The organism is Bacteroides intestinalis, assembly GCF_003464595.1.
Lineage (GTDB): Bacteria > Bacteroidota > Bacteroidia > Bacteroidales > Bacteroidaceae > Bacteroides > Bacteroides intestinalis_A.
The window spans coordinates 44750-59791 of the sequence record NZ_QRZF01000010.1; the positions used below are offsets into that span (position 1 = coordinate 44750).

The 15042-nt window shown below is 41.4% G+C and carries 11 protein-coding genes and 1 tRNA gene; 5 read left to right on the forward strand and 7 right to left on the reverse strand.

Going from position 1 to position 15042, the window contains the following annotated elements; translation table 11 throughout:
* Nucleotides 1-2: 2 nt before the first annotated feature.
* Complete coding sequence (locus DWW10_RS15000; protein WP_022392108.1) at nt 3-449, reverse strand: HI0074 family nucleotidyltransferase substrate-binding subunit; 447 nt, start codon at nt 447-449, stop codon at nt 3-5.
* Nucleotides 450-622: 173 nt separating this feature from the next.
* A tRNA-Pro gene (locus DWW10_RS15005) sits at nt 623-697 on the reverse strand.
* Nucleotides 698-1067: 370 nt separating this feature from the next.
* On the opposite strand from DWW10_RS15005, the gene DWW10_RS15010 reads away from it, so the two are divergent.
* Nucleotides 1068-1424 carry a lipocalin-like domain-containing protein gene (locus tag DWW10_RS15010; RefSeq protein ID WP_022392106.1) on the forward strand — a complete coding sequence of 119 codons (357 nt, stop codon included), beginning with the start codon at nt 1068-1070 and terminating at the stop codon, nt 1422-1424.
* An 81-nt stretch (nt 1425-1505) separates the two neighbouring features.
* On the opposite strand, the gene DWW10_RS15015 is transcribed toward DWW10_RS15010, so the two are convergent.
* From DWW10_RS15015 to DWW10_RS15035, 5 genes are all read right to left on the reverse strand, one after another.
* Nucleotides 1506-2462 carry an ABC transporter permease gene (locus tag DWW10_RS15015; protein WP_022392105.1) on the reverse strand — a complete coding sequence of 319 codons (957 nt, stop codon included), beginning with the start codon at nt 2460-2462 and terminating at the stop codon, nt 1506-1508.
* A complete protein-coding gene (locus DWW10_RS15020) occupies nt 2449-3198 on the reverse strand; it encodes an ABC transporter ATP-binding protein (RefSeq protein ID WP_118422241.1) in 750 nt (249 codons plus the stop codon). Before DWW10_RS15020 ends, DWW10_RS15015 begins: the two co-directional genes overlap by 14 nt.
* A gap of 2 nt (nt 3199-3200) precedes the next feature.
* Nucleotides 3201-4349, reverse strand: coding sequence for a COG1470 family protein (locus tag DWW10_RS15025; protein WP_118422242.1), 1149 nt, complete (start codon nt 4347-4349; stop codon nt 3201-3203).
* A 177-nt stretch (nt 4350-4526) separates the two neighbouring features.
* Complete coding sequence (locus DWW10_RS15030) at nt 4527-5831, reverse strand: sensor histidine kinase (protein WP_022392102.1); 1305 nt, start codon at nt 5829-5831, stop codon at nt 4527-4529.
* Nucleotides 5832-5844: 13 nt separating this feature from the next.
* Complete coding sequence (locus DWW10_RS15035) at nt 5845-7215, reverse strand: sigma-54-dependent transcriptional regulator (RefSeq protein ID WP_022392101.1); 1371 nt, start codon at nt 7213-7215, stop codon at nt 5845-5847.
* A gap of 196 nt (nt 7216-7411) precedes the next feature.
* Here DWW10_RS15035 and DWW10_RS15040 point away from each other — a divergent pair, with 196 nt between their 5' ends.
* The 4 genes from DWW10_RS15040 (at nt 7412) to DWW10_RS15055 (ending at nt 15031) form a co-directional block, all read left to right on the forward strand.
* The gene (locus tag DWW10_RS15040; protein ID WP_118422243.1) at nt 7412-8905 is read left to right on the forward strand and encodes a TolC family protein; all 1494 of its coding nucleotides are present in this window, start codon (nt 7412-7414) and stop codon (nt 8903-8905) included.
* A 49-nt stretch (nt 8906-8954) separates the two neighbouring features.
* A complete protein-coding gene (locus DWW10_RS15045; RefSeq protein WP_022392099.1) occupies nt 8955-10205 on the forward strand; it encodes an efflux RND transporter periplasmic adaptor subunit in 1251 nt (416 codons plus the stop codon).
* Nucleotides 10206-10275: 70 nt separating this feature from the next.
* A complete protein-coding gene (locus DWW10_RS15050; protein WP_022392098.1) occupies nt 10276-12639 on the forward strand; it encodes an ABC transporter permease in 2364 nt (787 codons plus the stop codon).
* 10 nt (nt 12640-12649) lie between these two features.
* Nucleotides 12650-15031 carry an ABC transporter permease gene (locus DWW10_RS15055; protein WP_022392097.1) on the forward strand — a complete coding sequence of 794 codons (2382 nt, stop codon included), beginning with the start codon at nt 12650-12652 and terminating at the stop codon, nt 15029-15031.
* The last annotated feature ends 11 nt before the right edge of the window (nt 15032-15042 follow it).

Consider the following 15042-nt stretch of genomic DNA (forward strand, 5'->3'; position numbering starts at 1 on the left):
AGTTATTCCGGATAAATATTATTTTCTATATTTGATTTCTCTTGAGTTAACCTAATGTTCAATTGCTTTAATAGTACAGCGTATTCTTCAAATACATTTTTTACTATTTCGATAGCTTCACCCTCATTATAAGTATGCGAGGTTGTTACTCTTGCTTTAGCCATTCTCCGCCAAGCATCATGATTGGAAATCAAACCATCTTCAAAGGCTTTTTGAAGGGCACCGTTAGGACCTTGCATAAACTCATACCCTTTGTATTTTAAAAAATCTTGTAATACCTTCCATGCCAGTTCAAAAGTATATTCAAATCGCTGTATAAGTCCCTCTTGCTCCAATTCTGATAAATCCTCCGGGGATTTGTCGGATTCAGTGATTTCAAGTACTCTTTTACAAGCTTTTTGAAAGCTATCATAACGCTGCAACCAACGAACATCTTGATTCTCCTCCATGATATTACATTTTTAGACACTTATCCATTCGCAGTAAATATAGAAATAATATACACTTTAGAGAAATATATTACTTCACTTTTTATAATAAAATGATAAGATTAATAGAAAAAGTGCCCAGTTGTTTAAAAAAAAAGAAGGTGTCATTTATAACACCTTCTTTCACCTTACTGTCGGGGTAGCGGGATTCGAACCCACGACCCCCTGCTCCCAAAGCAGGTGCGCTAACCGGACTGCGCTACACCCCGAGTGCTTTATTTCTTAAAAGCGAGTGCAAAGGTAGAAACTATTTTGTAATAAACAAAGGAAACTGAAGTTTTTTTCATAAAAAGTTTCTGATGAGGTATTGAATGCTCATTAAAGTATAGCCACATCCGTGTCATCTCCGTACCAAGTCCGTATCAACTCCCAATAAAGGTACCTTTATACGGACCAGGTACGGAGTTGACCATATCCAGATAGGTAGCAGAGATATCAATATACCCCATCAACATATATATTAAACAGGAATGTAGAAAACATAAAATAATAGCTGGCAAAACGATATTTTTCAACTAACTTTATGCCCCGAAAAACAATTGGCTGATTTCAACGTTACACTATAATAAAAAAGACATCATGAAAAAACAAATCTTTAGTATGGCTGTCATGGCAGTCGTTTTTGCTGCATGTGGTGGCACTAAAGCCCCCGTTACCGTAGTAGGATCGTGGATAATGCCTATCGACGGCCAACCCGGAGAAGTACAAGGCATCAAACTGGAAGAGAATGGAGAAGCATCTTCCATTAATATGCATACACTGGTATACAAAGAGTGGGAGCAACAGGGCGATCAGCTTTACCTGACAGTAAAAAGCATTGGTAATGGAATAGAAATTGAAGGTGTGGACACTCTGAAAATAGATAAGTTAACACCGGATTCTTTAGTGCTGAGTTCTAACTACGGATACACTCTGGAGTATGTAAGGCAGAAATAATACAAACTACAACATATGAATCCCTGACGACTTTAAAATATAAAGTATCGTCAGGGATTTCTTCTTAACCCAACCAATCAATTACCTTGAACGAATTTCTCTACGCATAAATATAATATAAGAAAGAGCAAAACAGAGTATTGTAACTGCAATCAATCCTGTCAACTGTGGCCATATAACCAGTAAACTCTGTCCCAATGGGAGAGGACTGGGTATAGCTCCTTGAACCTGCTCCATCATTAACGGCCCCAAACTTCGGAGAGACGGCATCAGCAGTACAGAAGTTGCCTGATTGAATAACTCGCACGGATTCAACGACATTATGCCCCAAACTATTTTCTGATAACCGATGGCATAATAAGGAGACATCATATCAGAAGGCATCAACATTTTGGCAATCCAGTTGACAATCATCGTATAGAAGACGCTAAAAAATAACCATATTGCCAAAGAAGCCAAGGCTGAAGTCGCCGTTTGCCGGAAACAAAGTGAAAACAGTATCGCCATATTCAACCAAAGTCCTACATAGAAAACACTGAGGACCAAAAAAGAAATGATACGGGCAAATTCTTCCGGCGTGGGTGGAATACCAATTGCAATCAATCCGGCGCCCATTACCAGGAATCCTAATACAAACAGCATAATTGTAATCACGATCAATGCAGCAACAAATTTGGCATTGATGATACAATCACGATGTATCGGTTGTGATAATATACGACATAATGTTCCCTTGTTCTGTTCCGAATTCATGGCATCAAATCCCAAGGCAATACCTAGCAACGGTCCTAAAAAGTTAATGAATAGAACGAAAGAAGGTAACGTACCATCCGATACAGTAAACAATTTCAGAAAGAAAAAAGTATCTTCCACACCACCGGACTTGATAGCCTCGCGCATACTGGTGAGTGATGTATACAAAGCCCCCAGACAGGTTAGTGTAATAATGGCAAGTAAGATAATAAAACGCCAGCTACGTACATGATCCCGGATTTCCTTATTCACAATAACCCAGAAAGGCTGCTCAACTCTGTTCATGCTTCTCACCTCCTTCCTTTACATAATCATTGTAGACATCAATAAGTTCCACCTGTTTACCCTCCATCTCCTTAAGATCAAGCTGTGCCAATAATTTTCCGCGATTAAACAAGCCCACACGATCACAAGCTTTCTGCACCTGATCCAAGTTATGGGATGAAAACAATACAGTAAGGGAATGTACTCTGCTCAAATTACGAATCAGTTCAATAAATTCCTGAATTCCGGCAGGATCTATACCCGATGTCGGTTCATCCAAGATTATGATTTCCGGATTCTTAATCAGTACATCTGCCAATCCCAGACGTTGCCTCATACCACGGGAATACTTTCCGGTCTTTTTGTTTGCCTGTTCGGAAAGCCCTACCCGGTGCATGAGTTCCTTTGCTTTCTCCTCAGCCTCCCTCTTTGAAAGACCATTCAGAAGTGCTGTATAGACAAGGTTTTCCAATCCTGTCATTTCATCATAAAAGCCCAAATCTTCGGGAAGATAACCTATTTTCTTCTTAACTTCAATAGGGTTTGTAGTGGAGTCTATTCCACAAATTTCCACTTTGCCGGAAGTTGGCTCCGTCAGCCCCAGCATCATTAGGATAGTTGTGGATTTTCCCGCACCATTCGGACCTAATAATCCGAAGATCTCTCCTTTGCAGATTGACAGGCTAATATGGTCAACAGCAGTGAAATTACCGTATTTTTTAGTCAAATCGGTAAGTACAATCACTTGTTCGCCCATAATCACCTCCTTCCATATTTTCGGAATAGATAGTAGACACCTCCCACGGCTACAACGATAACTAATATTCCTACCCACCCCCAAAGCATAGGCGTTTTTACTGCAATCCTGAATTGTGCGGTAGCATTCACTTCGGGAGTTCTGGCTTCCATGGTTGCAACATAATCGCCGGGCAAAGCTTTTTTCGAAGCCTTCATTACAGCAGTAACAGTAGATGTTTCTCCGGCTTTCAGCATTTCTATTTTAGCCGGTTCAAAAGAAACTTCCCAATCTGTAGGTTTACCGGATGAGAGTTGGATATCTTTTAGTAAAGAAGAGCCTGTATTCCTGACTACCAGTTCCAAGCGCTTCACATCTCCGGCAGTAATCTCAGTACTCAACAACCCTCGTGGAGTGGTCAGTTCCATTTGATAAGTACCTGTAACCACTACTTCCAAGTCCAGATCGGCAGATGTATTACCGGCAACCGCACGTACTGAAATTTTATAATTTCCGGCTTCTACATTGGCTGGCGGGGTAACGTCTATCGATACATTCTGGCTGGCATTTGCTTCCACTTGTGCAGAGGTAGCCTGCTTATAGTTAGGTTTGAAAATAACATTCCACCCCCTGGGGGCATTGGACATCAAAGCATATAACTGCTGATCGGCAGTCTGGTTTTTCAGTACAGCATTGAAGGTGAATGTGGATTTAGAATTTCCCTGCATATTGGGCTGGTCAGTAGTAAATTCAGTCTGATAAGCACCTTGCTGGGCTACAGTGACTGTTAGCGGAAGTTGGCAATCTCCGGCAGAGACTATGAAATTATAGCTACCCTTATTTATCTTTAGCGGGACTTCCAATTTCAAGTTAAAGTCTTTCTTTTCATTAGGCAAAACTGCCAGTTTGTTAATATTCCAACCACCAGATTTTAACTCGCGCTTCCAACTTGCGGGTAGTCCTGTTACGGACAGATCAGCATTGACCGGTGCATCCGAATTGTTGATTAAATCAATTTTGTAGTCAATACTCGTTCCCGGAGAAACGGAAATCTTTGTGTAAGGAGAATAAAGAAACACGCTTGGTACAGAATCAGAGGCGTGTGTGTAATTCATGGGTATCAAACCCAACAAAATGGTTAATAGCAGCAAATAATTAGTTCGCATAATCATATAGAATTTTATGGTTAATTAAATATGAGTTATCGATTTGTGTGGCTGCAAAAATAAATAATGGAAAAATTAGTAGCTGTTAAAAGCAATAAAATATCGACACAGAATTTTTACGATTATATAATATTTATATTTTTTAATAGACTCAAAACAACCTTTTGCAGATGCAATGTCCATCTAACCGAATTGTAAAGTAAAGCAACTACCTTTTCCCGGCTCTGAATAAACGGAAATATTTCCTCCATGCTGATTCATAATTTGCTTGCAAAGACTGAGTCCAATACCCGAACCGGCAGTTTTCGTCGTGAAGAACGGAACAAATATTTTATCCTGTACTTCGGGTAAGATACCTTCACCATTATCCCGAACAGTAATCGTACAACGCCAGGAAGTCAAAGAAGAAGTCACTTTGGGTGCAAAAGCAGCTTTCACCTCAATTCTCGGTTCTTCGCGACGACCAGATGCTTCACGGGCATTTTTCAGCAAGTTAATAAGCACTTGTTCTATCTGAGCACGATCCACATCCAATGTTTTCTCTGAAGGTGGAAGTTCAAAATGAATCGTTTCGTCCGGAAAGAGTTTCTGCAAATCAGTAAACAACTCCCGAACCGATACACTTGCGCAGACAGGAGCGGGGAGACGGGTAAGACGACGATAGTTTTCCACAAAACCCAACAGTCCCTTGCTACGCCGATGAATAGTTTGCATGGCTTGCAGCATTACGGCATATTCTTTTTCGCCTCCTGCATCTTTTAATGCCACAGGCACTCCACGCTCACTCAATGTTTCGGAAAGAGAGATGATAGGTGTAATGGAATTCATGATTTCATGAGTGAGTACACGGATTAGTTTTTGCCAGGCTTCCATTTCATTCCGCTCCAGTACAGAATGGATATTTTTCAAACTAATGAGGCGTCTTTCCATGCCGCGAGCTACGAAAAGGGTAGTAGCTACGGCCATTTCCAAAGTAGCCCCATTCCGATGAATACGCATGACTTGTGTTTCACCTGAGGGAAGATTCAGAAACTCGGACGGCAACTGTGGATCTTGCCCCAATTGAGCAGTAGCAGCACGATTCAACCACTCAATACGACCGGACATGTCAGTCACCAATACAGCGGTATCCACTTTATTCAACAGACTTTCGTAATACTGGTGTTTTACTTCTTCCTCTAATAAACGGGCACGAAAAGCCTGTAAAGTTTCAGATAACTCTACAGCCATCTCTGTCATCAGTTTATTTTTATGAGGTGGACGGAATGCCTGTGTCATATCATTATAACGCAAACTGTCTGTCAGACGACGCATCATCTGCAATTGTTTCATCTGTATATAATAAAGGTGTATGCCCGTCCCCAAAAGAAACAAGAATGTGATAAGCATACTAAACCACAAGTCTGCACAAAATAACACATAGACGCCTACAGAAAGTACTGCCAGAAGGCAGATGTGCAAGATAACAATTAAGGAATACCGCTTCATACTGCTTATCAATTTATAATCCCAACTTCTCAATCTTCCGATACAATGCAAAGCGCGTGATTCCCAGATACTCTGCGGCCCGCGTCATATTCCCTTCGCTCAATCGCATAGCCTTTTCTACAGCCTGCCGTTCCAATTGCTCCAGATTGAGTACTTCTTCCTCCTTCTTAGGACGGGGGGAAGAAGCCTGAAACAGGAAATTGTCGGGGCGAAGCAACGAACCGTCACCCAGAATTACGGCACGTTCCATCGTATGCTGCAACTCACGCACATTTCCCGGCCAAGGATAACGCAACAATTTTACTTTTGCTTCACGCGTTAAGCCTCGCATTTCCTTCTGATATTTACGGGCATAGCGCTGCAAGAAATACTCTGCCAGGAGAATAATATCATTCCCCCGCTCCCGTAATGGAGGGATATGCAGTTCAATCGTATTGATGCGATAGAGTAAGTCTTGCCGGAAATTTCCTTCTTCCACCAAATGGCGAATATCTGCATTTGTAGCACAAATTAACCGCACATCGATAGGTACAGATTGCGTACTACCTAAACGACTGATCTGGCGTTTTTCAATGGCCGTCAGTAGCTTGGCCTGCATGGACAATGAAAGGTTACCTATTTCATCCAGAAACAGTGTGCCCCCCGTTGCCACCTCCATACGCCCGGCTTTCGGTTTTCGGGCATCAGTAAATGCTCCTTTTTCATAACCAAATAATTCACTTTCAAATAATTGTTCAGGAATACTTCCAAGGTCAATCGTTACAAAGGGGCGGCCATAACGTGGCGAACAGCGGTATAGCAAACGGGCTATTACATCTTTACCCGTTCCATTCTCACCAAGAATTAGAATATTAGCATCTGTATCGCGTAATTTCTCTATCGTTGCAAACACCTCTTGCATCGCAGTTGATTCACCAATTATGGATTCTTCCACACTACTGCCCGCACCACTAAGTACTTCTACCTGCTCTTTCAGCAGATTCACTTCACATCGGGAACGACGCAACTTGATACCGGACGAAAGTGTGGCAAGCAGTTTTTCTTTCTCCCATGGCTTCGGGATAAAGTCTGTGGCACCCGCTTTAATAGCTCGTACCGCTTTATCCGTATCTGCATATGCTGTCATGAAAATAACAACTGCCTGAGAATCGATACGCAAAATTTGTTCCAGACTCTCAAAGCCTTCCTGCCCGCTTATGGCATCGCGACTGAAATTCATGTCCAGCAATATTATATCGGGCTGGAAAGTCGTCATGAAGTGTTCAATACGATCAGGGGTTACTGCAACTTTTATCTTTTCAGCATAAGGTTCCAGTAAAAGGTTAAGGGCAAAAAGCACGTCCTCATTATCGTCTACTATCAGTATCTTTCCTAATTGTTCCATAAAAGCTATTATTTTTCTATCATCACTTGTCGGCAAAGATAGGTAATATATCAATGTGTTGTGTGTGCGTATGCGCACTATTTTTGTGCGGTATGGCACAGAATAAGATTCCCTTTGCCTGAAGTAATATTCTATATAACAATTAATTACAGTTTTGGCACGAGATTTGAATATCTATTATCAAAAGGAATATACTATGTACAAAAATATACTTTTATCATTGATAGCCTGCGGTACTCTGGTAACCGCTACTGCCCAAGAACAGACTATGGAATTGACCTTAGGGCAAACCATAGAGCGTGCTCGTCTACAATCTCCCGATGCACAAACAGCCCAGCACAGCTTCCGTTCGTCTTATTGGAACTACAAATATTATAAAGCAAACTATCTGCCTGCTCTGAAACTGACTTCCGACCCTTATCTCAACCGTGCCATTAACAAAGTCACCATGGGTGACGGTAGTGTAAAGTTTGTAGAGCAAAACCTGTTGAGTACCGACCTGACCCTAAGTCTGACGCAGAATATTCCATGGACAGGTGGTACACTGTTTGTAGAAACCTCTGCCCAACGGCTTGACTTGTTTAGCGATCACTCTACTTCCTGGCAGACATCACCTATAAATGTCGGCTACAGTCAATCGCTTTTCGGATACAATAGTCTGAAATGGAACCGTCGTATCGAGCCATTACGTTACCGGGAAGCAAAAAAGACTTATATAGAAACTCTGGAACTTGTTGCTGCTAATGCTACACAAAAATTCTTTGCTCTTGCCACAGCACAAAGTAACTATGAAATAGCTTCTACCAACTATGCTAATGCGGATACCTTATATACCTATGCACAAGGACGCTATAATATAGGTACTATTACCGAAAATGAGATGTTGCAATTGGAACTGAATAAACTGACAGAAGAAACCAACCGCATGAATGCCCATATTGAGGTAGAAAATAGTATGCAGGAACTCCGTTCATACCTCGGTATCCAAGAAGATGTATTGATTAAAGTCGATGTCAGCGACCATGTACCCAATCTTCAAATAGATCTGAATGCCGCTCTAATCACAGCACGGCAAAACAGTCCGGACATACTGAATATGCAACGCCGCAAACTGGAAAGTGAAAGCAAAGTGGCCAATGCCCGTGCCAATGCCGGTCTGAAAGCCGATCTTTATCTCCGCTTCGGGTTGACACAGACCGGAAATAAACTAAAAGATGCCTACCATAACCCTTTGGATCAACAATATGTTACCCTCGGTATCAGTCTACCTATATTAGACTGGGGACGTGGAAAAGGGCAGATTCGGGTAGCCCGATCCAACCGTGACTTAACTTATACCCAAGTAGAGCAGGATAAAACAGACTTTGAATTGAATGTCCGCAAGTTGGTAAAACAATTCAATCTGCAATCCCAGCGCGTACACATTGCCGCCCGCACGGATGAAACAGCGCAACGACGCGCAGATGTAGCCCGGCGGCTCTATATTTTAGGAAAATCTACCGTACTCGACCTCAACGCTTCTATCAGCGAAAAAGATGCTGCCCGACGTAATTATATAACTGCATTATATAATTACTGGAGCCTGTACTATACTCTCCGTAGCCTGACACTTTATGATTTTGAAAAAGATGCCCCGCTAACGGAAACTGAGAGAATAGAAGAAGTAATGGATGAAATGATAAGGAAATAAAAAGCCATATCATACGTCTGATTATAAATTGTAAAACAATAAAAGCACTATGGATATTAAACTTGAAAAGAAACCCTGGTACATTCGCTACCGTTATTATTTGGCAGGAGGAATTATATTTCTTGCTTTCATCATTTACGTTATCATTCTTTCTGCCGGTCCCAGCAAACTGCGTATCGATCAGGAAAATGTGCAGATCGCTGAAGTAAAGAATGATAAGTTCATGGAATATGTAGATGTAGAAGGACTTATCCAGCCCATTCTCACCATTATCGTTAATGCCCGTGAATCTGGAAGCGTAGATCGCATTGTAGGCGAGGAGGGAAGTCTGCTACAGAAAGGAGATACAATCCTTGTACTCGAAAATCCCGACTTGATACACAACATTGAAGAACAGCGCGATGATCTGGACAAACAACTGATTTCTTTCCGTGAGAAGGAAATTGAAATGGAACAGAAGAGCCTGACTCTTCAACAACAAACTTTACAAACAAACTATGAGTTGGCTCGTCTTCAAAAAAGTTTCAATCTTGACAAGGAAGAATTTAAAATGGGTATCAAGAGTAAAGCTCAGTTAGAGGTTGCCGAAGATGAATATAACTATAATGTAAAAAAAGCAAAGTTACAGCGCGAGAGTTTACGGCAAGATTCCGTTGTTGCTATTATCCGCAAAGACTTAATCAATAATGACCGGGAACGCGAACGCAAGAAGTACGAACGCGCTTGCGAACGACTGGAGAATTTAATAATTAAGGCCCCCGTCGCCGGACAGCTTAGCTTTGTAAAAGTTACCCCAGGGCAACAAGTAGCATCCAACCAAGGTATTGCAGAAATCAAGGTATTAGATCAATATAAAATACACACTTCTCTTAGTGAATACTACATAGACCGCATTACGACAGGACTTCCCGCCACAATTAATTATCAGGGACGCAAATATCCGCTCCGCATCACTAAAGTAGTGCCCGAAGTAAAAGACCGCACTTTCGATGTGGACTTGGTATTTACCGGAGAAATGCCTGACAACGTACGCGTAGGTAAGAGTTTCCGCGTACAAATAGAGTTGGGACAGCCGGAACAGGCTATTGTTATCCCTCGTGGTAACTTCTATCAATCCACTGGTGGACAATGGATATACAAGCTAAATGCATCCAAAACTAAAGCGATACGTGTTCCTCTCAGCATTGGACGCCAGAACCCGCAGCAATACGAGATTACAGATGGTTTACAACCCGGAGATTGGGTTATTACAACAGGATATGATAACTTTGGCGAAGCAGAAGAGCTGATATTAAAGTAAAGGACAAAGACAACATTGTCTAAAAATAGCCCAAATGACAGAAAGAAATTATTATAATAAAGACTGAAACATGAAAACACTCAAATACGCTTGGCGTTTCCTGATGCGCTCTAAATCATATACCCTCATCAATCTGCTGGGACTGGCCTTCAGCCTGGCATGTTGCATCATTCTACTCCGCTATATCCACAGGGAATTGACGGTGGATAGCCATTGCATTGACCGGGAACAGGTTTATGGTGTCAAAGCGGATATGGGTGGCAATCAATATCTAAGCGTTCTTATCAATAGGACAGACAGCAGCCTTATCGATCAACGCTACATCAATATGCAGAGCAGTTTCATTCCCTTGGAGAAAGATTATGTAATGGTCGGAGCGAATCGGTTTCCTTCACGAATCATCGTGACAGACAGTATCTTTTTTCAGCTATTCCGCTACCCGGTAGTGCAGGGAAACACTACATTACCTTCACCGCACTCCGCTTTGGTTACAGAGGCATTTGCCCACAAACTTTTCGGTAAGGAGAATCCGATAGGCAAAATAATCCGCTGTTCTAATGGGAAAGATGTAACCATTGAGGGGGTATTGGGTAGTCCTGGAAACAAGACTTTCCTGCAGTTCGATGTGGTATTGTCTAAAGCTTTATCTGATAGCTGGGAACGCATGGCTATAGACTTGTTTTCATTCATGCCGGGCACTGATATAAATAAGCTGAACAAAACAGGTAGTGTCCCCAGATACGTAAACTCACCCGGAAGCGGTGATACCCGCACTTATACCTATTCTTTGATTCCCGTCAAGCAATTCTATTGGGATAGCTCCATTAGTTATGAAGAGACATTGATGGTCTCTATCGGCAGCTATTCTCATCTGTGGATTATGATAGGAGTATGCCTATTAGTATTATTGGCAGGTATCATGAATTTCATCAATATCTATCTGGTTGTTATGCTCCGGAGGGGAAAAGAGTACGGATTGAAAAAGGTGTTCGGCGCAAGAGGTAAAGAACTATTTCTTAATATATGGACAGAGAATACTTTGTTGGTATCAGCCGCTATGCTCATAGCCTGGTTGTTTGTAGAAGTAAGTACTGTGCCGGTGAGAAATCTTTTCAACCATCAGTTTGGCTATACTACATTTGACTGGCAATTATCATTAGGCATATTGATAGTACTGCCGTTAGTTACTTCTCTCTATCCATTCATCAAATACAATTATACTCCCTCTATTGTCTCCATCCGTTCCATAGGTTCAGAAAGACATTCAATACATTCACGAATCCTATTTCTGGGCATTCAGTACGTACTCACTTTCTTATTGGTGGTAGTCTCGCTTTATTTCAATAACCAGTTGAATATGCTACTCAATACCGAACCGGGATTTCGTACCAAAGATATTATCATTGCCCAGTTGGCTTACGAGTCAAAGGACTTTAATATTTATACAGAAGAGAGCATGAAACAACGCCAGGAACGAGTGAACGCATTGGATAATGAGCTTTCTTCCTGCCCCTATATAGAAGATTTTGAGGCCAGCTATATTGACATTCTTAAAGGAGATTACGGCAGTGATTATATAAACGAGCAAGGGAAGAAGATCTACCTGAATATGCGTCTTGCCACGCCTCATTTCTTTCGGATCTATGACATTAAATTTATCGAAGGGGAACTCCCTGATTTATCAGATCAAGGTTTTTTCGGAGTCCTGGTAGCGAATAAGGCAGCTATGAAAGCCTTAAACTACACCACTTGCCAAGGTGCCAGCATAGAAAATCCTCTGAAAAGAGGAGACGACTCCAAAACCCAGCCCATCGTGGCGGTAGTAGATGATTACTACAACGGGCATTTATCTTTAGGAAAGAAACCGACTGTTTATATGGTAAGCAATCAGATGAGCGGCGATGTCTATCAGATAGCCTGTGTGCCGGGTAAAAAGAAAGAAGTGCTTGAGTTCTTACGTAAAACGGAATTAAAGATTTATGGCAGTGAAGATTTTGAATACAGCATTCTGGAAGAAGATGTAAAAGCAATCTATGCCCAGGACAGACAGACAACCATCATTTATTCTGTTTTTGCCTGTATTGCGATTCTAATTGTAAGTCTCGGGTTATTCGGTATTTCTCTGTTTGATATCCGTCAGCGCTATCGAGAAATAGCTATTCGTAAAGTAAACGGAGCACAATTGAGAGATCTGTATACGGTTTTGTTCCGTAAATACATTTGGGTAATAGGAGTTGCCATATTGATAACCATACCTTTATCTTATTATCTGATATACATTTATACGCAAGATTTTGCAGTGAAAGCTCCTGTCAGTATATTCATCTATTTGATTGGTATATTAGTGGTGGCAGGCATTTCATTAGGAACATTGCTCTGGCAAGTTAATAAAGCAACACGCATCAATCCGGCAACAATCATGAAAGCAGAATAGGAGGTTAGTTATGATACACCATTATTTAAAAATAGCATATCGAAATCTACTAAAGTACAGAACACAAAGTATCATCAGTATCATCGGACTGGCAATCGGTCTGGCATGTTTTGCACTGTCTACATTCTGGGTGCAATATGAAATGACTTATGATGACTTCCATAAGGATGCAGAACGCATTTATTTGGTACGAATGAACGATTGCCACTTTGGAGGGCACTACTCTGACTTTGTGCCCTATGCGTTGGGAAATTATTTAAAAACAACCTATACTGAAATAGAAGATTTCTGTGCATCAGGCCAAAATACTCTATTCATTAAAAATGGGAAACAGCTTACGGAATATCCGATGTTAATGCCTGATACAACTTTCATCCGTATGATGGATATAAAAGTTCTGGAAGGTGACAACCAATTCTTTTTATCAACATCACCGGAAAAGGGTGGGATAGCCATTACAGAAAAAGCTGCCCACGAGTTGTTTGGTACTGCCAAAGTGATTGGAGAGACCATAACAGACAATAACCATCGGCATGAATATCGCATAAGCGCCATCGTCAGCGATTGGGGAGAGCATTCTAACTTTAAATATGCTTTTATGGGGCGTACTAATAATGATACTTCATGGGATAACGCCAATTACAGGATGCTGATAAAAATAAAGCCCGGCACAAATGTGGATGTACTTTTAGAGAAAATGAATCAGCATTTTCCGGATGAACTCAAAAAGAACAGCTATGGAGTGACCGGATATACACGTTTCTATTTGGAGCCCATTACCTCACTGCGCTATGCGGATGAATTTATTCGTGGAGATGAACAGATTGTGCAGTTCCGTTACATTGTTTATTTCTCCATAACAGGAGTGCTTATCATTCTGTGCGCATTGATTAACTATTTAACGATTTACATCGACTGTTTCCGCTCGCGTAAACGGGAAATGGCGCTACGCAAAGTGAATGGAGCATCCGAATGTTCGTTATTGGCATTACTCAGTACGGACTTTCTATTTACTATTCTATTGGCTTCACTCTTAGGAATGTTTTTCGTGGAATTACTCAAACCCTGGTTCTTGCAATATTCCATGATTGTCGATACAGATATATCCATTTACGGAAATTGCATAGTATACGTCGCAGGTATGTCAGTATTGGCTTTTATAGTGGCGCTGTGTTCTGTTTACCTATTCCGCCGTCACTCATTGCAGAATACACTTCATAGTACTCAAATGAATATAATGGGACGTATATGTCGTAAAGGAAGCATTGTAATACAGCTTGTCGTTTGCCTTGCATTTATACTTTGTACTATCATAATGCAAATGCAGCTTTATCATTTGCGTAATGTAGATATGGGAATGGATTATCGAAACCGGGCTTCCCTGGGCATCTGGATGAATGTGGACATGAATGTATGGGCAGAGAAAGTAAAAGCATTACCCATGGTGACTGAAGTTGTACGGCCTGTTTACTGGCCACTCATCAGTATGGGTTCTTATTCAGCTTTTGAAGTCGATTCCTGGGACGGACTGAATGGGATAACTGAAAACCCAATGGGTATAGATGAGATTCTGGCAGGAGAGGAGTTCTTCAAATTCTATAACATGCAACTGGTAGCGGGAGAATGGATATCGGATAAGTCGGATGTTCGTGAAGTCAATATCATGGAAACGACAGCCCGTACTATGGGATGGACACCTGAAGAAGCTATCGGCAAACATATCTTTTACTGCAATAAAGAAGTGGAACCTATGACTGTGATCGGAGTCATAAAAGACTGTGCATACAGATCGCCTACCAAAGACCTGCCTCATACTGTATTTGTCAATACCAATAAATCACAGTGGATGTGGCCGCGTTGCTTTGTCCTCTTCAAGTATAAACCGGGAACCTGGGAAGAATGTCGTCGTCGCATTGAGGAAATGCAGCAAGCTGAACTTCCTGACCGCAAATTATTTCTGGACAGCGAAGAAGAACGATATAATAAGTATCTGCAATCAGAAGATGCATTATCCAGTCTATTGGGATTCTCCGCAATTGTTTGTATCCTGATATCTATATTCGGCATATATTCATTGGTATCATTGACATGCGAACAACGCCGGAAAGAAATAGCTATCCGCAAAGTAAATGGGGCTACCATCAGCAATATCCTGAGCATCTTCTTTAAAGAATACGCACTGCTATTGATCGTATCTTCACTGATAGCTTTCCCTGTCGGTTATACTATTATGAAGCATTGGATAGAGACGTACAATCGTCAGGTAAATATAGGAGCAACACCGTTCATCCTCATTTTTGCAGGTATAGCAATGGTTATCACCATAAGTATCGGCTGGCGCGTATGGCAGGCAGCACGGCAGAATCCGGCGGAAGTGATAAAAAGTGAATAGATTCCTTATAT